Raw genomic sequence first — 22652 nt, 5'->3', positions numbered from 1 at the left:
CTTTAATATTATTAGTATATTCATTTTAATTCTATTCCATAGCGAAAGTGTATTTTGTTAACGTCTTACAAAGCGTTAAAGTGCCGCGCTAATTCACAGCTATAAAAGAGGGTACCATGTCGCTTGCTGTATTATTAATGTTGGCACTATTTGTTGGTTTGCTGTTCGCGATTTATCTTTTTTCGCAAAAAAATAGTTCTTTATCTCGTACCGTTTTATTTGGCTTAGTGCTTGGCAGCACCTTTGGTTTAGCCCTACAGTTTTTGTTTGCCCACTCTCCAGAGGCGATTAAAGAAATACTCAGCTGGGTAAGCATAGTTGGTAAAGGCTATGTCGGTTTATTAAAAATGATCATTATGCCATTGGTGTTGGTATTTATGATTGCCGCTGTGGTAAAACTCGAAAATCAAGGCTCTCTGGGTAAAATATCCTTTATTAGCATTTCTGTTTTACTCTTCACCACTGCAATTGCCGCTTTAGTGGGCATTGCCGTAACCTATGGATTTGATTTAAGCATAGAAGGGCTGGTTTCGGGTACTCGTGAAGCCGCTAGAATGGACACCCTACAAAGCAAAGCTGCGAATGTAGCTGATTTAAGTGTGCCACAAATGCTACTGAGTTTTATTCCTGAAAACCCCTTTGCTGATTTAAGTAATCAACGTTCAACTTCTATTATTGCCACGGTTATATTTGGTGTACTTGTTGGTATTGCGGCGCGCAAAGTCATGCTTGAAAAAGCAGATCTTGCCAGCCCAATTCGTAACGGCGTAAATGCGCTACAAGCCATTGTGATGAGCTTAGTTCGTATGGTGATTGCACTAACGCCATATGGTGTTGCAGGTTTAATGGCAAGTGTAGTGGCAAACTCAAGCAGTAGTGATATTTTAAATTTACTCGCCTTTATTGTGGCCTCGTATGTGGCTATTTTATTGATGTTTGTTGTACACGGTTTACTACTTAGTTTAGTAGGCGTTAATCCAAAGCATTACTTTGAAAAAATATGGCCAGTACTCACCTTTGCATTTAGCTCGCGCAGTTCAGCGGCCTCTATTCCAATGAACATCGATGTGCAAATTAACCAATTAAAAGTGCCACCTGCAATCGCTAATTTATCGGCCTCTTTTGGTGCCACTATTGGTCAAAACGGCTGTGCGGGTATTTACCCTGCCATGTTGGCTATGATGGTCGCGCCTAGTGTAGGAATAGACCCGCTTACATTTGAGTTTATTTTACCGTTAATTGGCATTGTGGTTATTAGCTCATTTGGTATTGCAGGTGTCGGCGGTGGTGCCACCTTTGCTGCGCTGGTTGTATTACCCACCATGGGACTACCCATAGAGGTGGTTGCACTGCTTATTTCTATCGAGCCACTAATCGATATGGCACGCACAGCGCTTAATGTATCGGGCTCTATGGCCTCAGGTGTTATCACCAGTAAGTTAATTAAGGTAGAATAAGCATTTTAATCTATTAAAAGCTCAGCAATCGCTGAGCTTTTTTATAACGATCACTACCTTTCATATAATCCATTTATTTAATCAGCTTCCATCAAAAAATCATTTTTATAGATTGCAGCAATCGCTTTATTTCGCACACAGTTTTTAGCTCCTTTACTATACTATTGCCGTTGCTAAGTCATTCATGCTTAGGTAACAACGACTTGAATGAATTAACAGCCTGCTAATTTTTAAATTATTAGGCTTTATGTTTAATACGCTTTGTATAACGAAATTCGTTAACTTTAAGGAAGCTGACAATGAAAAAACGATCATTTACTAAAAAAGCGCTTGTTGGATTTATAAGTATGGCACTTATATCTGGCTCTGCTTTTAGCCAAGAAAAACCACAAATGTCTAAACCACAAGGTGCTGTAGGCATGGGTGAGGCAAAAATGGGCGCAACCAGAACCAATCAATTTTGGTGGCCAGATCAACTTAACTTATCTCCACTTCGTGATCATGATGAACGCTCAAATCCTTATGGTAGTGATTTTAACTATGCAGAAGCATTCAATAGCCTAGATTTAGACACAGTAAAAAAAGATATTGATGCCCTACTCACCGAATCTCAAGATTGGTGGCCGGCAGATTTTGGTAACTATGGGCCATTTTTTATTCGTATGACTTGGCACAGCGCAGGCACCTACAGAACGCTTGATGGTCGTGGCGGCGCAGGCGGTGGTCAACAACGGTTTGAACCGCTTAACAGCTGGCCAGACAACGTAAGCCTAGATAAAGCACGCCGTTTACTTTGGCCAATTAAGCAAAAATACGGAGAAGCACTTTCATGGTCAGACTTAATCGTATTAGCGGGTAACGTTGCCCTGGAAAACATGGGGTTTGAAACCTATGGTTTTGCCGGCGGCCGACCAGATGACTGGGAACCAGACATGGTTTACTGGGGTCCTGAAGTAGAAATGCTTGCCAGCGATCGTGAAGATGTGAGCGGTAAATTAGAGCGCCCATTAGGTGCAACGCACATGGGTTTAATTTACGTAAATCCTGAAGGCCCAAAAGGCGTTCCGGATCCAATTGGTTCAGCTAAAAATATTCGTGTTGCGTTTTCACGCATGGCCATGAACGACGAAGAAACCCTAGCACTTATCGCCGGTGGCCACACCTTTGGTAAAATGCATGGTGCGCACAAGCCTAAAGATTGTGTCGGTGCAGAGCCTGCAGCAGCAGGCATTGAAGAACAAGGGTTAGGCTGGAAAAACAAGTGTGGTAAAGGCCACTCTGAAGATACGGTATCAAGTGGCCTAGAAGGCGCATGGACACAAGCACCAACGCGTTGGTCATCACTGTACTTGAGCAACCTGCTTAACTTTGAGTGGAAACAAACACGCAGCCCAGCGGGTGCTATTCAGTGGATCCCAACAAATGAATCACTGCATAATGCCGTACCTGATGCGCACGTTAAAGGTAAATTTAATCCACCAGTAATGACTACCGCCGACTTAGCGTTAAAGTTTGACCCTGAGTATCGTAAAATTGCTGAACGCTTTTTAAATGACCCTAAAGAGTATCAACTTGCCTTTGCAAAAGCTTGGTACAAATTAACGCACAGAGATATGGGACCGGCCCGTCACTTTTTAGGTAAAGAAGTGCCTAAAGCAGAGCTAATCTGGCAAGATCCAATTTCAGCAAAGACGCAATCAAACATAGATGCAGATGCTGTGAAAGAGCTTAAAGCCAGCATTTTAGATTCAGGTCTTAGCGTATCAGAGCTAGTACGTGTTGCCTGGGCTTCAGCTGCAAGCTACCGTGATTCAGATATGCGCGGTGGTGCCAACGGTGCGCGTATTGCGCTTGCACCACAAAAGGATTGGGCGGTAAATAATCCGGCCGAAACCGCAAAAGTAATTAAAGTATTAAAGGCGATTCAAGCCGACTTTAACGACAGCTTATTTAGCAAAAGCCAAGTATCACTGGCCGATTTAATTGTACTTGGTGGTAATGCAGCGATTGAAAAAGCAGCGAAAGATGCAGGTTACACAGTAGACGTACCGTTTAATGCCGGCCGTGGCGATGCCACGCAAGCGCAAACTGACGTTAATGCATTTAGTTTATTAGAGCTGCCTGCCGATGGCTTTAGAAACTACTTTGACGCTGAGCAAAGCTACAAATCGCCCACTGAAATGCTAATAGACAAAGCCGATCAGCTTGACCTAACCGTGCCTGAAATGACCGTGTTAGTCGGCGGCTTACGCTCACTTGGTGCGAACTATAAAGGCACTGACTATGGCGTATTTACTGATAAGCCAGGCACATTAAATAACGATTTCTTTGTTAATTTATTAGATATGTCGACGGTTTGGAAAAAGTCATCCGATGCGGGGATTTATCAAGGCTTTGATCGTCAATCAGGTGAGCAAAAGTACACTGCCACTTCAGTTGACCTTATCTTTGGTTCAAATTCAGAGCTGCGTGCAGTTGCCGAAGTATATGCTTTTGATACCTCTAAGCAAAAGTTTGTAGAAGACTTTGTTGCCGCATGGACTAAGGTAATGAACTTAGACCGTTAATAACCATTAAGTAATACAACCATAGCGCTGCAATTAATTGCAGCGCTTTTTTGTCAGGTTACTTTAAAGCAATCACCCGCTCACGCAAGTCATCAGCATTTACGTTGTCAGCAGCAACCGGCTCTCCTATGGTCACAGTGACCAACGACCACTTTGGTCTAGGCAACCGCCATTTTGTTTTTCTGCTAAACATACTGCCCCATAAGCCATCTAAATGAACAGGAATAACAGGCAACGGTGTACGCTGAATTATTTTTTCAATGCCACGACGAAACACATCGACCTCACCATCACCACTGAGTTTACCTTCAGGAAAAATGCCCACCAGCTCCCCACGTTCCAGCGCCTGAGCTATGTCATCAAAAGCTTTATTAAACGCTTTTGGGTTGGCCTTTTCGCTATCAATTGGTATTGCTTTAGCCATTTTAAACAACCAATTAAGTGCTGGAGAATAGTAAATAGGCGCAAATACCACAAACCGAATCGGCCTAGGTGACGCCGCTAAAATAAACATCCAATCAACAAAGCTAACATGGTTACTTACCACTACCGCAGCTCCCTCATCGGGAATATTAAGCTCGCCTTTAGTGCGTACTCGGTACATACAAATTGCTAAAATATAAATAATAAAACGTAAAAAGAACTCAGGCACTTTAGTGTATATATAAACTGATATTAATAAATTAAGCCCTGCTAATAGCAACAATAATTGTGAAATTTGCCAGTGCAACAGCGTTAAAGTAACAATACTTAAGATGGCACTGCCCACCATAAAGAGTGCGTTTAACACATTATTAGCAGCAATAATTCGTGAACGGCTGTCTGGGTGAGTGCGCTGCTGAATGAGTGCATAAAGAGGCACCGTATAAAAGCCAGCCGCTATACCAATTCCAGCCATCCATACAAAATGCCATAGCATATCGCCAGTATTAATCACTTGCTCTAGGGTAAGCTGCAACTCATTAACTTGGCGATAAGATTCGATGTTAGGCTCTTGGCTCAATAAATATAAGAACAGGGTAATTAACAGTGCACCAAATGGCACAATCCCCAACTCAATTCGCGAACGAGATAGCTTTTCACATAACAAAGATCCCAAAGCAATGCTCAAAGAAAACACCACTAATGCTGAGGTAACCACCAGTTCATTACCTCCCATTCCATGTTTTACGTAATTAGGGAGTGAGGTTAAAATGACGGCTCCAATCAGCCAAAACCAGCTGATCCCCAGTACTGATTTACCCACCGACTCGGTTTGTGCGTTAAGCGCATTAAATACACTTTTGGTTGAAGTAACAGGGTTAAGTGATACCTTTAAGTTAGCATCATTGGCAGCACTTTTTGGGATAAAACGGCTGCTCAAATAGCCAATAATCGCCAATAATCGCCAAGCTCACTATCGCTATACTAATATACACAGGACCTGCTGTTTGAGTTATATAATAGGTGCCAAATACGGTGCCTAATAAAATAGCCACAAAGGTACCTGATTCAACTAACCCATTCGCTTTTGTTAGTTCATTTGAGGCCACGTGCTGCGGTAAAATAGAGTATTTAAGTGGCCCAAAAAAGGTGCTTTGCAAGCCCATTAAAAATACCGTGGCTAGCATAAGCCAAACCTGCTCGGTTAAAATCGATACTACACCCACTAGCATAATTGGAATTTCGCACAACTTAACCATTCTTATCAGCTTTGATTTTTCAAGCTTTTCGGCAATTTGCCCCGCCAAACCTGAAAATAAAAAAAACGGCAAAATAAATAATCCTGCAGCCACATTAGAGTAAAAGGCACCATCGGCTACTGTAGCAGCCTGAAAGATTAGAATAAGAAGGATAGATTGCTTGTAAACATTGTCATTGAGTGCTGAGAAAAACTGTGTCACGAACAGAGGCAAAAATCGTTTACTATTCAGCAAAGCTCCTTGATATTGCTGTTTATTTTTCTGCATTAGGATCTCTTAAAAATTAGCTACAGCGGTTAGATTATCATTTTAGGTAAAAAATACGAACCCACTTTTAATAACTTACTGATGCAATCAAAAAGTCAACCTCAACAAAAATGGCTGACAAATGAACAACTCAACTAAATCTTACGTATTGATTGTTTATAGGTTGTAAATAAAGCACCTGTGTTCTAAAACTAAAAGGTGACTAAAAAAAGGAGCATCTTTATGCCAACTACCAACACGATAGAAAAAGACACAAAATTTGCACGCTGCCTAGAGTGCAACAAAGTAAATACATTCGCCGCTTTTCACTGGCTTTCATTAGCATTTAAAGATATGGCGCGTGCGCCCATGCTGAGCTTGATTTATGGCTTAATCTTCACCCTAATCCCTATTGCGATTGTTTACTCTGTTGTACTTACTGACAGCCATCTCGCCATTTTACCTGCCACTGTAGCCTTTGCACTAATAGGCCCCGTATTTGCAGTTGGCTTATACGATGTAGCATGGGAGCTTGAAAAAGGTCACAAACCCACATTAAAGCATTCACTTAAATCAATGTTTCGTAACCCAGTAGGTGAGTGGGGGTTTGCGGTTTTACTATTGGTAATTATGATAATCTGGATGCGACTCGCAGCGATAGTACACGCACTTTACCCAAGCCATGCAAACCCAACATTTGAGGAGCTTTCTGCATTTTTGACTATAGGCAGTATTATTGGCGGTATTTTGTTAGTGAGTGTGTTTGCAATCTCAGCGTTTACTCCACAAATAATGATGGAAAGACGCGTAGATATTATGACTGCGGTTGTATCTTCAATACATGCGGTTAAAGAAAACTTTGCTGCCATGGTTGTGTGGTCTATTTGTATATTTGTACTCGTGGCGCTTGGTTTTGCAGCAGGTGCTGCAGGTTTTATTGTTATTATGCCACTTCTTAGTTACGCCAGTTGGCATGGATACATTGCGGTAATTAAAACTAAAACCCCCCGTGGTTATGAATAAATTTTGCTCTGATTTTTAACCTTCTTCATACCATCATCTTATTGAGATGATGGTATCTATACAAATAAACTGCAAGAAACATTGATCTTAACAAGGTAAGAAGCTTAAAAAGCGCGCTAATATAAGCCTGTATAGTTAAGAATATAAAAGGAAAAAAAATGATTCATAACGTGACAGATTTAATGACACCTAATCCATTTTCATTAAATGTTAAAAGTACTTTGCACGACGCCCATAATTTAATGAAAGATAAAAACGTCCGTCATATTCCTGTCATCGACGACGACGGTGCGTTTGTTGGTATGCTTACACAAAAAATAATGGTCGCAAAAGTTATGGGAATCATGGCAACGTTCGGCGCAAATGCATTACAACGCAAAGAAAAACTAACTAAAGTAGAAGATATTATGGTGAGTGACTTCGTTAGTGTCACCCCTACTCAGCCTTTGTCTGATGTTGTTAAGTTTTTTGTAGAAAACCGTCATGGTTGCATGCCTGTTGTTAGCGAGCAAGGCAAGCTAGTAGGTATTTTAACATCCTCTGACTTTGTACGTTTAGCTGCTGCATTATTATCTTAAACCGTTAGATTTAATGGCTGCGTATTGACTCAACAACACGCAGCTGTTTTAAAACCTTTTTCATATAGCCAAACCACGAACAGCTTGTTAATGTAAGCTCCTAAACCTATAACAGTTATTATTACAAGGTAATATTGCTTATGGCTAATCAATTAAATGTACTCGGAACCGCGCTGCAACTATGCTGTGGTAATGGTGGCTATACTCGTGAAGGGTTTTGCTATGTGCCTGATTCTGATTTTGGTAATCACAGTGTTTGCGCCATTATGACCGATGAGTTTCTACAATTCTCTAAGGCGCAAGGTAACGACCTAATAAACCCTAACCCTTTGTATGATTTTACTAGTTTGAAAGCGGGTGATAAATGGTGTTTATGCGCGGTGCGTTGGTATCATGCTATTGCTGCCAATGTTGCGCCCCCTGTTGTACTTGAGGCAACAAACCAAAAAGCGCTTGAGATTATCCCACTCGATATATTAAAAGCCCATCAATATACCAGTTAGATTATAAATTAAGTTGTAATACGTAAACACTACAACCACCCTTTATGTTTAAAAAATAAATAAGGAGCAAACCCCGATAACAACATAACGCCAATGGCGAATGGGTAACCCCACTGCCATTGCAGCTCTGGCATTATATTAAAATTCATTCCGTAAACACTGGCCACAACAGTGGGCGGTAAAAAAACCACTGAGGCAATAGAAAAAGTTTTGATAATTTGATTTTGTTCAATATTTATAAAACCTTGCGTTGAATCCATTAAAAAATTCACTTTATCAAACAAAAAAGTGCAGTGAGACATTAAAGTATCTATATCAAGTACAATTTCTCGAAGCGATTCGCGCTCTTCATTTTGTACACCTAAACGACGTATTAAAAACGAAATATTGCGCCGCGTATCCATTAAACATAAACGCACCTTGCCATTAGCATCTTCTAGGCGTGCAATACGACTAACGGCTTCTTCTAAATTAGAATCGTCGTCTTCAAGTACATAAGCACTGAGTTTTTCTAACTGATGATGCATATCTTCAAGCATATCAGCATGGTTTTCGACTTTTTGGTCAAATAAGGTAATTAGTAACTGTTTTGGTGTGTCGCACATTACTTGACCTTTGCGTGCTCTTAAGCGCAATAACCGAAAGTCAGCTAGTTCATCATCACGAATAGTCAGTAAACAGTTATTTTGTAATAAACAGGCAACAGTGACTGTGTTAAAACGCCCCTCATTAGGTGACATAAACAATGCATGTACATGCAAACCTTCATTATCAACAAAGCAACGCGATGACGCTTCAATCTCTTGAACATCGCCAGATTCAGGAAACGTTATATTGAGCGTTTTTGCTAAGGTATTTCGCTCATCTTCTGTTGGGGCTATTGTATCAATCCAATGAGCAGTTCGGATTAATATCTCAAGGGGGGTGTCAGGCGAAGCTGATAATTCTTTAATTACCCCTCGTTCGATAGAAAAAAACCTTAGCATGCCCTGCTCCTTTAATAGCAAAATAAATTAAGTATATGTAACAGATGATTAATCAACAATGACTACACTCAATAAGGTTGTTCTGTTTTGCAAAATTTACAAAAATATGCATTTTTTTCATTATTATTAGTGTTGATATAATTTAACTGCCAAAAAAATAAAATTAAAATATTATTTTTCAATAACTTAAAAACACCACAGACGGCATAGCTATTGCTTTAGTAAGTGTAAGCACGTTCGTTATCGCAATTAAACACTCATATGAGTAAAACGAACACTCTTTTAGTAATAGCAGGAGGAATGATGAGTAACAGTAATAATGCAAATAAAGTCGCTGAATTTACCGCCCCAGGTGTAGAAAATGAATCAGCAAATAAAGCAATATCTGTTCTAGAAAATCGCATGGTAGCACTAATTGATTTACAGCTAACCTTAAAGCATATCCACTGGAATGTAGTGGGCCCAAACTTTATTGGTGTACACGAAATGCTTGATCCACAAGTTGAAGCTGTACGCGAAATGACAGACACTCTAGCCGAGCGAATAGCTACGTTAGGCGGCGTGCCAGTAGGAACACCAAAATCGATTGTGGACCGTAGAACGTGGCAAGATTATTCAGTTGGTAAAGCGCTGGTAACTGAGCATTTAGGTGCTTTAGACAAAGTATATAACGGCGTTAACGGTGATCACCGTAAAGCCATAGAGCCTCTTTCTGAGCTTGATCCAGTTTCTGAAGATATGATCATCTCGCAACTTGCTGAACTAGAACAATTTCAATGGTTTGTACGTGCTCATATAGAATCATCTACTGGTCAACTTACTAACTAATTTAGCAATTAAGCTTAAATAATGGCTTAATTTAAACAAAGGCTCGGCATTAACATGCTGGGCTTTTTTCGTATCAACAAAGCAATAATCAATACTTTAATTCAAGATGTTATTATTTTTTACATAAGCAGTAATATTGCTCAGTTAATAGCTATATAATAAATTTACTATCAAAGCGTTACTACTATTAGCAGGAAATTTCAGTGCTGTCGCGTTTATATAATTTTATGCCCGGTTTACAAACGTTGTTTAATTATCAGCGTCAATGGCTTGCTGACGATGTGCGAGCAGCGTTATCAGTAGCATCCGTCGCGTTGCCTGTGGCAATTGCTTATGCCCAGCTTACGGGTGTAAATGCCGCTGTTGGCTTGTATTCTTGCATATTACCTATGATGTTGTATGCGCTATTTGGCACCTCTAAACAACTTATTGTTGGCCCAGACGCCGCAACATGTGCTGTAATTGCTGCAGTTGTAACCCCTTTGGCAGCAGGTGACAGCTTTAAACACTGGCAATTAGTGATCACCATGACCGCAATGACCGGCTTTTGGTGCTTTATAGCCAGTCGCTTTAAGTTAGGTGTATTAGCCGACTTTTTATCAAAACCGATATTAATGGGATTACTAAATGGTGTTGCCATTACTATTATTGTTGGTCAGTTTTCAAAAGTGTTTGGTTTTACGTTTGATGAACGCTACTTACTTGAGCGCTTAAGTAGTATTACCTCCTATTTATCACAAACTCATATCCCAACTTTACTAATGGCTTTATTTACTCTGGGTATTTACTTTGCTATTAAGCGTGTTAAACCAAGTTGGCCAGCTTCTATGCTGGCAATTTCTCTAACGGCACTGTGTGTTTGGCTATTTAACTTAGAACAATTCGAAATAAAAACCATAGGCACAGTAACCGGTGGTTTGCCCATATTTAATTCGCCAGTATTTGATATTGGGGTTATACGCGAGCTGGTAATACCGGCACTTAACCTAGCAATTGTTAGCTTTGTGAGTATGATGCTGACCGCAAGAAGTTTTGCAGCAAAGAATGGTTATGATATTGATGCAGACAAAGAGTTTAGAGCTTTAGGAATTGCTAATTTAGCATCAGCGTTATCACAAGGCTTTGCCGTTAGTGGGGCCGATTCTCGTACTGCAGTAAACGATAACGCTGGCGGTAAAACCCAATTAGTATCAATAATAGCAGCGGTAATAATTGCTATTATTGCTTTATTTTTAACGGCTCCCCTTGAGTATATTCCAAGCGCAGCATTGGGAGTTGTACTTATTATTGCTTCGGTTCACTTACTCGATTTAAAGGCGTTATGGCAATTAAAGTTTAAGGATAAACAAGCATTTTACTTAGCGTTAGTCACTCTGTTTGCAGTGCTATTCATTGGTGTTATTCCAGGGATCACACTTGCTGTATTATTAGGTTTATTTCAGTTTATTCGTACTGTAATGCGTCCATCAGACACTATATTAGGTATTGATGTTAAAGGTGTCGTAAGAAGCATTGACGAGACAGACAAAGCCAAAGCTGTCCAAGGCGTTTTTATATATCGCTTTAACTCCCCCTTAACTTATTTTAATGCCAGTTACTTTAAACGCCGCTTGCTAGAACAATACGCAAAACAAAAAAATGATATTGAATGCGTTATAATTGACGCAGTGCCTTGTTTTACCCATCTTGATTTAAGTGTCATGAGCATGTTGGCAGATTTAGATGTGATCTTTAAAAAACGGGGTATTCGATTAGAGCTTGCTGGAAGAAAACGTCAATTACTCACGTGGTTTAAAGCCGCAGGTATTACATCTGGTAAAGATGGCATTTATGTTCATTCCGATCTTTATATAGCGCTTAAAAAAAACAGCGTTAGTCAACATATTACGCAAGCCACCTTATTTAGGTCGCAAACAGAGCAAGAGCCTAACACCAGCTAATTGGAGGCTTACTCCTTACCACAAAGGTAACTATTGGTGATTTTACTACAAATAAATACTAACAGCTTTGTGGAAAAATAATTATTACCAGCTGTTTTTACTTACTTTATTCTGCATTAACCATATTTTCAAATTTCATACCGGTTAATTTAGTCAGCACTTTAATCACATAAATAAAAATACCAATCAACATTACCATAGAAGGAATCGCAATAACGGGGTAACTCAATAAGGTCATTTCACCAAGCTGTTCGTTAAATTCCACACTGCCCGCGGGGCTGGTTACAATCCATTTAGCCAACATGTAATTCATAGTTGATGAAAAAACAAACGTAAGCGCTAACAAATAATTAGCCTTGGTAATTTTTTGCTTAAAGATTTGCGTGTTACCACGTACATCTAAGGCATCGTAAATAGTATCTAGCTTAAATAAAAGTGAGTTTAATAAAAGTTTTGCCAACAAGGGTTTACCAAAAAATCCCGACATTAACACTGTAAAACCAATAATCGCCGGAATAGCCGCTTCTTTAATGGCTAGCCACTCAACATCCATTTCAAATAAAGCAATTCCACCTGTTAATAAGGTACTTAAAAAGCCTAAAAGTGAAATAAAATTTAACGAGCCCGCTTTAATAAAATCATAAACACCGTAACTGATCGGAAATATAAGCGCCACAATTAATCCGGTTACATTGCCTAAATACTCAGGGCCAGTAAACTTCATCAAAATAACTGAAGGAATAATAATATTAAATACGATTTCGATAAGCGGATTATTTTTTTTACGCTTGTTTATGGATTGATTATTACTGGTCATTTTTAATTCCAAAAAATATTACGACTGACATTAACTTACTCAACTAAACAAAAAAGCACTGAAAATTACCCTGCTGATAATAACTGGAATGTACTCGCTATTCTAGCCTGTACCGCCAAAGTATTAATTTATATAAATCTTTATGCCATGGTATTGCTGATTATTGCATTGAAATCAAATTATTTATAAATACATAAATACTAATTTTAACAACTTGGAAAAACGATCGATTTACTCTAGTATCTAGTGGTCTTATGTAACTATTTATATTTTAATGAAATCATTTCTGTCGCTGTATTTTGCCAATTTATTTTTAATTATTGGTACTGGTTTACTTACTACTTATTTGGCCCTTTATTTGGGTAAACAAGGCACGTCCACCTTTTGGATTGGCTTAATGACCTCATGTTATTACCTCGGCTTATTACTGGGTTCTAAACTTGGCTATCATCTAATAAAATCGGTAGGCCACATTAGAACCTTTGCTGCCAGTACCGCAGCAGTAACAGCCTGTGTTGCTGCACATGGTGTAAGTGACAACGTTTATATTTGGTTAGCTTTAAGGCTGTTTGTTGGCTTAGGTATGATGTGTAATTACATGGTGCTTGAAAGCTGGCTCAATGAGCAATCGGCGCCTGAATCGCGAGGCCGAGTATTCTCGTTTTATATGATCACGTCTTATTTAGGCATGATTTTAGGGCAATTAGCACTCGCTCAATTTCCAGAGTTGGGTTATGCGCCACTGTTTTTAGTGTGCATGGCGTTGGCCATTGGCATTATTCCCATTTCGATCACCCGAAGAATTCACCCAAAACCTTTAAAGCCTATAAAAGTGAGTTTACTCGGTTATGCTAAAAAAGTGCCGCAATCACTCACCGCAGTTCACTTTGCGGGCATTATTAATGGCAGCTTTTATGGTCTGGCGCCAACCTTTGCTAAATTATCGGGCTTTGATGCCGCTGAAATTGCTATTTTTATGTCACTTACTATTTTAGCGGGGTTATTGGCACAATGGCCTATGGGAATGCTTTCAGACCGCATTCGTCGCAGCGTGTTAATACGCACTAATGCCGTTGCTATTGGCTTGATAAGTTTAGCATTTTTCATACTCCCTATGTCGCAGCAGCTATCGTATATATTAACCTTTATATTTGGGTTGTTTGCCTTTACCTTGTATCCGCTTTGTTCAGCATTAGCCAATTCGCGGGTTGAAGACGAGGAGCGCGTAGGCGTGTCATCAGCATTACTTGTCGCTTTTGGTGCAGGTGCCGCTCTAGGTTCAACCGCGAATGCACAGGTTATGACCTACTTTGGACACCAAGCGTTATATGCGTCTATTTCGCTATTAACCATAACCATGTATTTATTGCTTACATTTATTAACTCTAAACAAAAAGTAGAGCAACCAGAGCCCAGCGATTATGTGGTGGGCACTTCCGATGTAACCAACTCGCCACTGGCTGCCACCATGGACCCGCGTATTGAAGAAACCACCGCACAAGATCAAATGCTGGTGGTAGATGAAGATGATTACGAAGAAGTAAATGATGAGTCTTTTGAACACCCCCAAGGGGAGCTGTTTAAAGACCTTCAAGAAGATGACGTGAAAAACTAATTTTCACTGCTTTTAAAAAATATAAGCTAAACATCAATTAAACGGGAGTAAACATACTCCCCTTAATTGTTTTATATTTTAAGCACACGCGTAAAGTAAATAGCCAGTTACCCTACAGCTACCGAAAAGCATTATTAACATGACGCGAGCAGGTTTATAGGCATTAAAAAAACACATAACTAAATATGCCAATAATTGCACCATAGATCAGCATTGGCAGCACTGTTTTTTTGATCACCACGCCTTCTTGGTTATTTAAACCAACAATACTCGCCACCGCGATAATATTACTTATACAGACCATATTACCCATTGCTGCACCAACGGACTGTAGTGCAAGTATTAATGTAGTCGGTAAACCAACCTGCTGCGCTATGCTGTATTGAATACCAGCAAAAGTTAGGTTAGAGACCGTTGCGGAGCCGGAAAAAAATGTTCCTAAGGCACCGAGAAAAGCCGCAAACAAGGTCCAATTCTCGCCACTCAGTTGCGCAAACGATTGCGCCATATAAAAAATTGGCGCGTTGTGTTCACCTAACATCATAAAATTAACCATGATCAATGCCCCCAGTAGCGCAACACAAGGTAAAACGATTCGTTGCGCTGTTTCATGGCACATTTGTTTAACTTGTTTAGCGCTCATTTTTAATAACGGTAAACACACCATCACCACGAGTACAAACGGAATAACGGCAGGTACATACAGCGTTTTATACGACCAGCTAACCCCAGTGGCAAAAATATCTTGCAGTGAGATTATTAAGGCTGCACTAAGTTGAAATTGTGCAAAACTCAAATCAGCCGTCAACCAGGCACTGTCGTTATTTAACCAGTCTTTGATGCCTAATTGTTGAATTCGCGTAAGCAATAAAACAATCATCAGTAACAATAATGGCGATAACGCAATAAGCAGTGTTTTGCGCGAAATGTTCACGCTGCGCGTTATCTGTTTGTCTGCGGCGCTTAAACCAATATTAAATTTAGCAAACACAACGCTCAGCACTAAGCCGATAGCGCCACCAAGCAAAGAAGGAAATTCGTAATTCCACTGCGCTATCCACCAATAAGGTAACACGCAGGAAAAAACACTTAAGTAAATATAGATCCCATTGCGACGGATCACCTCTGCAGGTAACACAAACCGCAAGGCAATGGGCACAATGATCATTGCCGCAATAACATGGCATAATGCAGTCCATTGCGATATAGCCAGTATTTGCTCCGGTACTAAATTTAAACTCGAAAAACCAAACCATGTAGGTGTACCCACAGCACCAAACGAGACCGGTACAGAGTTTAATATTAAAGTAAATACCACAACTTTAAGCGGCGCAAAACCCAGACCCACTAATAAAGGAGCTGCAATAGCCGCTGGCGTGCCAAATCCAGAGGCACCTTCAATCATAAAAGCAAACGCCCAACCGATGATCATTAGTTGCGCAACAGGATTACTGCTTATTGATTCTAACCAGCTTTTAATCGTTGCCTCAGCACCAGAAATAGCTAACAGTCTATTGAGCAAAATAGCACCGGCAATAATAGAAATAGGCGTAGCAACCGATAAACCACCAGCAAGTGAATTAGCGGCGACTAACTGCCAATCAGCGCGAAAATAAACTAGCTGTAAAAACCCAGTTAATAACGCCATGGCTGGCAGCGCAATATATGAAGGAAGCGGATCACGCTTAGTCATTAACCAAATTAAAAGAATAATCGGTAAAGCGGCTATCACGGTATTCATCAACACATCCTTATTGATATCAAGCTATTTACTGTCAGCAATTAATCAGCTCTAAGCAAAAATTAAATAGTTTAAAGCGCGGCTCACGAATAGCGAATAAAACCAGCGTACACCAATTTTAGAGCCAGAGCCGCTCTTTTAAAACAAATCGCGGTGGTCAAACAAATCGTGGTGGTCAGGTCTTTCTTTTTGCCACAAACAAATCGTGGTGGAAACAAATCGTGGTGGTCAGGTCCTGAGGGATCCCCACATTTTTTATCCAAGCTACAAGCACTCACGGCAATCCTTATTTAATTGGTTGAGTGCTTCTAAAAACGTTTTCAATTTTATTTTATAGCCAAATTTTTCGAAGTATTGCGTTCCTAAACTAAAACAAGACAGCACATTTCTATCCTTTATCGTATTCGCCTGAAAGCTTCTATGCACATTCAATATTTTTGCCGTTAAACCTGCTAGCCAAAGGATAAAATTAGCAATTAATGCAATCAATAATGCGACATTCAAGCGGCCTTTTTCATAGCTACGACAATGACGTAAGTTCAAGCCGTTACTTGTGTTTTTTAAGTCTCTAAAGGACTCTTCTATTTGCATTCGTTGACTGTAAATTTTAACAATATCTTGTGCTGAATAATTAATATTGCACAATGAGGTAAATAATAACCATGGCTCCGTCGCACCTTTAGCATATTTCAAGCTTACGCTGCTGCGAATAGTTTTTCCTCGAAGGTTTTTCTTCTTTCTTTGTTTAGGTTTTGATTTAAATAAGTAAAAGTGACCACTCAATGAATTGGCTTTAGCGAGTTGTGTTTCAAATAAATAAGCGGGTCTTGCAGTTGCTTTTGAGTAAAGTGTTTTGACTGGTGACCAACATGTATCATCTTCTGGCTTTTGATATTGTGTTTGATGCCTCACTCTGCCTACAAAATCCCAACCAAATTTAAGCACTAACTTAAACCAAGGATTGCGAAATCCTGCATCGGTAACGATGATCGGCTTGCACTCAGAAGGCAATATTGATTTAAGTGTTTTGAGGAAATCCTTATGCACGCTTTGCTTCATGTATTCACATTCACGAAAACTTTGCTCATAGATTGTCATTGCTCGACCTTTAACTGGGACTGCTGCCCGTAATAAATGAAACTCGCCACAGGGTGTTAACCCAGACCAATCAATCGTCACGCATGGACGTCTAATTTGACCAATCACGCGGCGAGTGATTTCTTGGTAATAGTGGTTGCGGGAGTGCTGGACGCGAGGGTTGCCAAATAACCTATCCATTCGTTTAATAGTGTGTTTAACCTTCGCGTTGCTCTTTAGTTTTCGCCCTAAAGCAGCAATGGATAAGAACTTATGTTGGCAGAGTGTTTCTACCGCTTTCATTAATGTGCAGTGGTTACGCTTATCAATAATACCAGCTGTATTAGAAAATGTTTTATGTAATAATTTACTCAAGTGCATAGTCGATTTACTTTGTAATTTCTTTGGTCGGAAAAAACATATAAGATCAGAATTGGCTGTGCACTTCAACTATTTTTTACATTATCTTATTGATTTATATTATCAAATTGTGGGGATTCGTCAGGGTCAGGTCTTTCTTTTTGCCACTATTTTACTTATTCGAGAATAATGCAGCTGAAAATAATCGCCAACCTCTTTCAACGTATACCCGCCAGATGCATAAGCAGCTCTTATGGCATCATTACGGTTATTAAACCGTTGAGCATATTCTGCTAATGGTAATGCTGCTCTGCGCCTTTGCTTTTGGGGCACTTCCGATAAATCGCCTTCCTGCTCTTTAAGTAATTCTAAATGCTCCTTTACAAACTCAGCACTACCTAAAAACACCTGATTTGAAATATTTCCCCAAGGATCCAGCCCTTTTCCTTGCTCAACAAACTGCGCAAACTTACGCTTGGCTATTGTTTTATACTTTGCAAATTGCAATAACATTTTATCTACCGCAAGCCATTGGGGAATAGGCGCTTGGCCCATCACAAAATGCCAACTACTCCAAGGCCACTCCGATAAGTTATCAACCATTTTCGCTCTGATTGGGTTTAAAACAATATACCTAGTTAACTCTAATAAATACCTATCTTTATCAACTAATATAGCTTTATAACGCCCTTGGAATAAATGCCCTACACGTCGATGCTTTCTATTAAACCATTGCGTATACACACCGTTTAATTGTCGCATCCCTTTGCTTAAATTTGCATCCGGCGTTTCGACTAATAAATGGTAATGATTGGTCATTAAGCAAAAAGAATGGATCACCCAATTATAGCGCTCACAAACATCTCCTAAGGTTGTTAAAAACCCTTCAAAATCGGATTCATCTAAATAGATAGGTTTTCTTTCATTCCCCCGTGAAGTTATGTGATATAGCGCACCCGCAAACTCTAATCTAAGAGGCCTTGCCATCTTTTCACCTATCAATTTGTATAAATTAATACCTAAAGATTAGCCGCAACCAACAAAAAGGCAAGAAGAAAGACCTGACCCTGAGGGATCCCCTTACCCATTAATGTCTGTTAACAATTACAAGTAATAATAATTGCATATATATGGCTTTTTGTTTATAAATGTCCTCGGAACGGATTCTTGAATAATGTAATAAGCTTATCAGTGTAAATACATCCCAAGTGTTCGTTTAATTATTTACCCACTACGAACATTGGAAATTTCATGTTAAAAAATAAAAAACACTTAGCAACAGCTCTAATAGCTGCACTTGCAGCTGCCACTTTATCTGGTTGTGCAACTACCTCGTCAAAGGCTATAGACACACCAACAGTAGCAACTTACAACACCACTTACTCTGGCACCAAGAGTAAATTAGTTGTGGGTCAATTTGTAAATCGCTCAAGTTTTCAAAATGGTATTTTTTCATCAGGCCAAGATCGTTTGGGTAGCCAAGCAAAAACAACCTTAATGAGCCACTTACAACAAACTAACCGTTTTAGTGTGCTGGACCGCGACAATATGCAAGCACTTGCAGAAGAAGCTAAATTAACAGGCGCAAAACAAGTAATTAGCGGTGCAAAATTTGTAGTAACCGGTGATGTAACTGAGTTTGGCCGTAAAGCGATTGGCGACCGTCAATTATTCGGTTTACTAGGAAAAGGCAAGTCGCAAATTGCATACGCCAAAGTAACACTTAACATTGTTGATGTAACAACATCAGAAGTTATTTACTCAGTCCAAGGTGCTGGCGAGTATAGCTTGTCAGAGCGTGAAGTAGTTGGCTTTGGTAGCACAGCTTCATACGATGCAACATTAAACGGAAAAGTACTCGATTTAGCGATTCGGGAAGTTGTAAACAAACTAGTTACTGGTCTTGAAGCAGGTCAATGGGGTAGTAAAGCATGAAAAAACTAATCGCTACCGCTATAGTATGCGTCGCGCTTACTGGGTGTAATAACACCAAAGAACCGCTTTATTATTACGGTGACTACAACAGCGCCGTTTACGCCTATTTAAAGGCAGATGAGGTTTCGGTTGAAGAGCAAATAACCATTCTAGAGCAGGTTATTGCTGATGCAGCTAATAACAGTAAAGCAATAGCACCAGGATTACATGCTCATTTAGGTATGTTGTATTTTGATACAGGCAATGCTGTGCAAGGTATTGCTCATTTTGAAACAGAAAAACAATTATTTCCTGAATCAGTTCAGTATATCGACTTTCTTCTAAAATCGGCAAAGGGTGCTTAATATGCGTTATTTAAAGCTCATCTCTATCGCAACATTATTAACAGCACTCGCAGGCTGTGTATCACCACCACCAAGCCATGATTACAGTGCATTTAGACAAGCAGATCCTCATTCGATTCTTGTGTTACCCCCTTTAAACAACACACCAGAAGTAATCGCGCCATATAGCGTAATGACGCAAATGATGACCCCTATAGCTGAATCTGGTTTTTATGTATTCCCGGTCGCGGTTGTTGATCAAACCTTTAAAGGTAATGGCTTAACGGTTGCAAACGATATTCACCAAGTGCCAGTTAAAAAGTTACATGATATTTTTGGTGCCGATGCAGCCCTGTATATCAATATTGAAGAATACGGTACTAGCTACGTAGTTATTTCAAGTGAAACAGCGGTTACTGTATCAGCCAAACTTGTTGATTTACGCACTGGCGAAGTACTTTGGCAAGATAAAGCCAGAGCGTCATCTGCAGAGCAACAAAACAATAACACTGGTGGTGGCTTAGTCGGTATGCTGGTTGTTGCAGCTATTAATCAAATTGCTGAAACAGTGAGTGATAAAGGCTTTGAAATTGCTGCAATTAGCTCTCATCGTTTACTTTCATCAGATACATACAATGGCTTATTGTATGGTCCACGTTCGCCAAACTATGGCCAGCCGGCACTAAGTGAAAAGAAACAATAACTTGCAAAAACGTAAGTGATAAAATATAAAAAGGCCGAGTTAAATACTAACTCGGCCTTTTTAATAAATTAAATTTTTAAAACTATTTCACCCCATTTCTATTTGCCAGCCGTTATAGCTCTTAAACAACATAATAAGTTAATTTGGAGCGGCTTATGCACACACTTGAATTCCCTAAAAACCCCATGTTCAAAACATCAACAGCTGTTATTGGCGGTGCTACGATGACCTTTATCGCATTCGCCTTTATGCAATACTTAATTAGTGGCGAACAAAGAGCACCTATCAAATTGGGTGATGATATTACTGCTGAGATTTTTCAAGCGCCAGAAGATAAACAAACCACGCATATTAAAAGAATACCGCCCCCACCCACACCTAAAATGCCGCCTAAAGCACCACCACGTGTAACACCTAGTAATGAGCCAATAACAGCAATAAGCACAGCACCACCCATAGTAATTGACAGATTTGGTGATAATATGAAGCAAACACTTACCCGCCCTACGGGAGATGCTTCACCCATTGTGCGTATAAATCCTAAATACCCAACTAGCGCAGCACGTGATGGTATAGAAGGCTGGGTGCAACTTAGCTTTAATATTTCACCCACAGGTGAAGTGATTGATGCCACGGTAGTAAATTCCGAGCCAAAACGCATATTTGATCGCGAAGCACTTCGCGCCATTAAACGCTGGAAATATCGCCCAAAAGTAATTGAAGGTGTGGCACAATTACAAACAGGTCAAACCGTACAGCTTGATTTTAAATTAGACAGTTCGCAGTAAAGGAATAAGCGCCTATGCTATTGAGTATTAAGTCATGGTTATTTGAAACGCCAAGCAAAGACTGCATGGCGCGGTATGCAAAAAGTGGCGACAACCGCCACTTAGAGCAGCTTATTGCCTTATACAGTAACGATTTATATCACTACCTAGTTACCCAATCTAATACACATTTAGCATACGACGTAAGCCAACAAACATGGCTAAAAGTTATTGAAAAGCGCTACCTTTACCAAGCACAAACCACGCCTAAAGCCTGGTTGTTTCGACTCGCACGTAACACATTAGTAGACGAATACCGTAAACAAAAACACTTTGTAGAGCTTGACGAAAACAGCCAACTGCCTGCGCAAAATGACAATCAAAGTGAATTAACAAATAGTGATTCGCATATAGGTAACACACACATAAGTTACGAAGCATTTAACACAGCGCTCAAGCAACTTAGCTTTGTGCAGCGCGAAGCCATCACCCTACAACAAGAAGGCTTTAGCCTTGCCGACATAGAACTTATAACGCAAAGCAACGCCCAAACTATAAAAACAAGGCTACGCTACGCCAAGCAAAACCTAAAACAATTATTGGGAGACTATAATGAATAAGCCTGATGAGCAGTTTGATGAAAAGCTCACACAACATTATAACGAGCGAAAAGCGCGCACCAGCCTTTCGCACGCTCAGCAACAGGCGTTAAAACACTCCGTAATCCAAAAACAACCTAAAAAGCTTGGCTTTGCCCTGCAACTCACAAGTCTTACCTGCGCATTGGGATTACTGGCCTTTATAGTGCTTGACAGTAACAACGTGATAAATACTGCCCCTAAAACCGTATTAAACACCATAGACATACACGACTACTCGTTTATAACAACGCATGAAATAGATCAAACAGGTAACTACGCAAGCACCATAACGCAAAAAAAACGCGCGCTCGACACTCAACTAGCAAACGATTTACACCGCCATCAACAACACTACATAGAATACGGCACGCTCGTAAAGGTCGATAACGACTGGTACATAGCCAGCTGTAATGACGAGGTACTGGTACAAATTAAGCAGTCACTGCTCAGTGATTTAAAAGGGAAGCATGCAGTTGAAAGTAATATAAATACCGGTGACATGCTCGCTATAGCACATAACGGCAAAGGGCAGATAATTGCGCTGAAGCATGCGGGAGATGGGGTTAAGATGTGTAGGGGGGGATTTTTACCACAACAATAAGCAGTAATATAAATCTAGATTTTTGACGCCTGAAGTCAAAATTTTGATCTCACACTTTGGGCTCTATATAAGTGTTTTAGGGATCTCAAGTCTGTATGGGTGAGGCCAATTCTAAATAAGTGTAACAGAATAAGTATACAAGAAAGTCAAATTTTGGGTTTGAGCGCCTCTACATTGATTAGGCCAAAAAGCTCATCAATGTTAAGGCGCTTAAACGGTAAAACTCAGGTGGATTCTACCCAGTAAAACTTCCGTGCATAGG

General features: G+C 39.9%; 19 protein-coding genes and 1 pseudogene. 14 read left to right on the top strand and 6 right to left on the bottom strand.

Annotated elements, in window-relative coordinates; translation table 11 throughout:
* Nucleotides 1-116 precede the first annotated feature (116 nt).
* Nucleotides 117-1457 (top strand): L-cystine transporter, encoded by a 1341-nt coding sequence (locus tag AC6H44_RS02345; protein WP_500737258.1) that lies wholly within the window; start codon nucleotides 117-119, stop codon nucleotides 1455-1457.
* Nucleotides 1458-1756: 299 nt separating this feature from the next.
* A complete protein-coding gene (gene katG, locus AC6H44_RS02340) occupies nucleotides 1757-4024 on the top strand; it encodes a catalase/peroxidase HPI (RefSeq protein WP_500737256.1) in 2268 nt (755 codons plus the stop codon).
* Nucleotides 4025-4082: 58 nt separating this feature from the next.
* Here katG and AC6H44_RS02335 read toward each other — a convergent pair.
* Nucleotides 4083-5973: pseudogene (locus AC6H44_RS02335) on the bottom strand (MFS transporter).
* 222 nt (nucleotides 5974-6195) lie between these two features.
* Here AC6H44_RS02335 and AC6H44_RS02330 point away from each other — a divergent pair.
* From AC6H44_RS02330 to AC6H44_RS02320, 3 genes are all read left to right on the top strand, one after another.
* Nucleotides 6196-6975, top strand: coding sequence for a DUF2189 domain-containing protein (locus tag AC6H44_RS02330; protein WP_500737254.1), 780 nt, complete (start codon nucleotides 6196-6198; stop codon nucleotides 6973-6975).
* Between the two features lie 158 nt (nucleotides 6976-7133).
* Nucleotides 7134-7553, top strand: a complete 420-nt coding sequence (locus tag AC6H44_RS02325) for a CBS domain-containing protein (protein ID WP_500737253.1) — start codon at nucleotides 7134-7136, stop codon at nucleotides 7551-7553.
* 140 nt (nucleotides 7554-7693) lie between these two features.
* Complete coding sequence (locus AC6H44_RS02320) at nucleotides 7694-8056, top strand: DUF2237 family protein (RefSeq protein WP_500737252.1); 363 nt, start codon at nucleotides 7694-7696, stop codon at nucleotides 8054-8056.
* Between the two features lie 29 nt (nucleotides 8057-8085).
* On the opposite strand, the gene corA is transcribed toward AC6H44_RS02320, so the two are convergent.
* Nucleotides 8086-9042 (bottom strand): magnesium/cobalt transporter CorA, encoded by a 957-nt coding sequence (gene corA, locus AC6H44_RS02315; protein ID WP_500737251.1) that lies wholly within the window; start codon nucleotides 9040-9042, stop codon nucleotides 8086-8088.
* Nucleotides 9043-9345: 303 nt separating this feature from the next.
* Here corA and dps point away from each other — a divergent pair, with 303 nt between their 5' ends.
* Together dps and AC6H44_RS02305 are read left to right on the top strand one after the other, a co-directional pair.
* A complete protein-coding gene (gene dps / locus AC6H44_RS02310) occupies nucleotides 9346-9870 on the top strand; it encodes a DNA starvation/stationary phase protection protein Dps (RefSeq protein WP_500738360.1) in 525 nt (174 codons plus the stop codon).
* A 203-nt stretch (nucleotides 9871-10073) separates the two neighbouring features.
* Nucleotides 10074-11810: a SulP family inorganic anion transporter gene (locus AC6H44_RS02305; RefSeq protein WP_500737250.1), complete on the top strand. Its 1737-nt coding sequence runs from the start codon at nucleotides 10074-10076 to the stop codon at nucleotides 11808-11810.
* 106 nt (nucleotides 11811-11916) lie between these two features.
* Here AC6H44_RS02305 and AC6H44_RS02300 read toward each other — a convergent pair whose 3' ends face one another.
* Nucleotides 11917-12627, bottom strand: coding sequence for a VC0807 family protein (locus tag AC6H44_RS02300; protein ID WP_500737249.1), 711 nt, complete (start codon nucleotides 12625-12627; stop codon nucleotides 11917-11919).
* 274 nt (nucleotides 12628-12901) lie between these two features.
* Between AC6H44_RS02300 and AC6H44_RS02295 the strand changes: the two genes are divergently transcribed.
* Nucleotides 12902-14242 carry an MFS transporter gene (locus tag AC6H44_RS02295; RefSeq protein WP_500737248.1) on the top strand — a complete coding sequence of 447 codons (1341 nt, stop codon included), beginning with the start codon at nucleotides 12902-12904 and terminating at the stop codon, nucleotides 14240-14242.
* A gap of 163 nt (nucleotides 14243-14405) precedes the next feature.
* On the opposite strand, the gene AC6H44_RS02290 is transcribed toward AC6H44_RS02295, so the two are convergent.
* The 3 genes from AC6H44_RS02290 to AC6H44_RS02280 all read right to left on the bottom strand — a co-directional run bounded on the left by AC6H44_RS02290 (nucleotide 14406) and on the right by AC6H44_RS02280 (nucleotide 18407).
* Nucleotides 14406-15983 carry an L-lactate permease gene (locus tag AC6H44_RS02290; protein ID WP_500737247.1) on the bottom strand — a complete coding sequence of 526 codons (1578 nt, stop codon included), beginning with the start codon at nucleotides 15981-15983 and terminating at the stop codon, nucleotides 14406-14408.
* A 264-nt stretch (nucleotides 15984-16247) separates the two neighbouring features.
* Complete coding sequence (locus tag AC6H44_RS02285) at nucleotides 16248-17441, bottom strand: IS4 family transposase (RefSeq protein ID WP_500737246.1); 1194 nt, start codon at nucleotides 17439-17441, stop codon at nucleotides 16248-16250.
* A gap of 126 nt (nucleotides 17442-17567) precedes the next feature.
* Nucleotides 17568-18407, bottom strand: coding sequence for an REP-associated tyrosine transposase (locus tag AC6H44_RS02280; RefSeq protein WP_500737244.1), 840 nt, complete (start codon nucleotides 18405-18407; stop codon nucleotides 17568-17570).
* 264 nt (nucleotides 18408-18671) lie between these two features.
* On the opposite strand from AC6H44_RS02280, the gene AC6H44_RS02275 reads away from it, so the two are divergent.
* The 6 genes from AC6H44_RS02275 (at nucleotide 18672) to AC6H44_RS02250 (ending at nucleotide 22390) form a co-directional block, all read left to right on the top strand.
* On the top strand, nucleotides 18672-19355 hold the full coding sequence (locus AC6H44_RS02275; protein ID WP_500737242.1) for a CsgG/HfaB family protein: 684 nt from the start codon (nucleotides 18672-18674) through the stop codon (nucleotides 19353-19355).
* A complete protein-coding gene (locus AC6H44_RS02270) occupies nucleotides 19352-19699 on the top strand; it encodes a DUF4810 domain-containing protein (RefSeq protein ID WP_008111382.1) in 348 nt (115 codons plus the stop codon). Before AC6H44_RS02275 ends, AC6H44_RS02270 begins: the two co-directional genes overlap by 4 nt.
* A gap of 1 nt (nucleotide 19700) precedes the next feature.
* Nucleotides 19701-20381: a DUF799 domain-containing protein gene (locus AC6H44_RS02265; protein ID WP_500737241.1), complete on the top strand. Its 681-nt coding sequence runs from the start codon at nucleotides 19701-19703 to the stop codon at nucleotides 20379-20381.
* Nucleotides 20382-20536: 155 nt separating this feature from the next.
* Nucleotides 20537-21169: an energy transducer TonB gene (locus AC6H44_RS02260; protein ID WP_500737240.1), complete on the top strand. Its 633-nt coding sequence runs from the start codon at nucleotides 20537-20539 to the stop codon at nucleotides 21167-21169.
* A gap of 14 nt (nucleotides 21170-21183) precedes the next feature.
* The gene (locus tag AC6H44_RS02255; protein WP_500737238.1) at nucleotides 21184-21768 is read left to right on the top strand and encodes a sigma-70 family RNA polymerase sigma factor; all 585 of its coding nucleotides are present in this window, start codon (nucleotides 21184-21186) and stop codon (nucleotides 21766-21768) included.
* Complete coding sequence (locus AC6H44_RS02250) at nucleotides 21761-22390, top strand: hypothetical protein (RefSeq protein WP_500737237.1); 630 nt, start codon at nucleotides 21761-21763, stop codon at nucleotides 22388-22390. The genes AC6H44_RS02255 and AC6H44_RS02250 overlap by 8 nt, the downstream gene beginning before the upstream one ends.
* Nucleotides 22391-22652 lie beyond the last annotated feature (262 nt).

The sequence above is a fragment of the Pseudoalteromonas sp. TAP-3C genome, assembly GCF_059888565.1.
The sequence above is the reverse complement of the archived record's forward strand: the minus strand, read 5'-3'. Positions and strand labels throughout refer to the sequence as shown.

Coding starts and splice junctions, on each gene's coding strand:
- AC6H44_RS02255 (WP_500737238.1), top strand. CDS start 21,184: ATGCTATTGAGTATTAAGTCATGGTTATTTGAAACGCCAAGCAAAGAC.
- AC6H44_RS02290 (WP_500737247.1), bottom strand. CDS start 15,983: ATGAATACCGTGATAGCCGCTTTACCGATTATTCTTTTAATTTGGTTA.
- AC6H44_RS02260 (WP_500737240.1), top strand. CDS start 20,537: ATGCACACACTTGAATTCCCTAAAAACCCCATGTTCAAAACATCAACA.
- corA (WP_500737251.1), bottom strand. CDS start 9,042: ATGCTAAGGTTTTTTTCTATCGAACGAGGGGTAATTAAAGAATTATCA.
- AC6H44_RS02280 (WP_500737244.1), bottom strand. CDS start 18,407: ATGGCAAGGCCTCTTAGATTAGAGTTTGCGGGTGCGCTATATCACATA.
- AC6H44_RS02320 (WP_500737252.1), top strand. CDS start 7,694: ATGGCTAATCAATTAAATGTACTCGGAACCGCGCTGCAACTATGCTGT.
- dps (WP_500738360.1), top strand. CDS start 9,346: ATGAGTAACAGTAATAATGCAAATAAAGTCGCTGAATTTACCGCCCCA.
- AC6H44_RS02300 (WP_500737249.1), bottom strand. CDS start 12,627: ATGACCAGTAATAATCAATCCATAAACAAGCGTAAAAAAAATAATCCG.
- AC6H44_RS02325 (WP_500737253.1), top strand. CDS start 7,134: ATGATTCATAACGTGACAGATTTAATGACACCTAATCCATTTTCATTA.
- AC6H44_RS02250 (WP_500737237.1), top strand. CDS start 21,761: ATGAATAAGCCTGATGAGCAGTTTGATGAAAAGCTCACACAACATTAT.
- AC6H44_RS02275 (WP_500737242.1), top strand. CDS start 18,672: ATGTTAAAAAATAAAAAACACTTAGCAACAGCTCTAATAGCTGCACTT.
- AC6H44_RS02265 (WP_500737241.1), top strand. CDS start 19,701: ATGCGTTATTTAAAGCTCATCTCTATCGCAACATTATTAACAGCACTC.
- AC6H44_RS02270 (WP_008111382.1), top strand. CDS start 19,352: ATGAAAAAACTAATCGCTACCGCTATAGTATGCGTCGCGCTTACTGGG.
- AC6H44_RS02295 (WP_500737248.1), top strand. CDS start 12,902: ATGAAATCATTTCTGTCGCTGTATTTTGCCAATTTATTTTTAATTATT.
- katG (WP_500737256.1), top strand. CDS start 1,757: ATGAAAAAACGATCATTTACTAAAAAAGCGCTTGTTGGATTTATAAGT.
- AC6H44_RS02285 (WP_500737246.1), bottom strand. CDS start 17,441: ATGCACTTGAGTAAATTATTACATAAAACATTTTCTAATACAGCTGGT.
- AC6H44_RS02345 (WP_500737258.1), top strand. CDS start 117: ATGTCGCTTGCTGTATTATTAATGTTGGCACTATTTGTTGGTTTGCTG.
- AC6H44_RS02330 (WP_500737254.1), top strand. CDS start 6,196: ATGCCAACTACCAACACGATAGAAAAAGACACAAAATTTGCACGCTGC.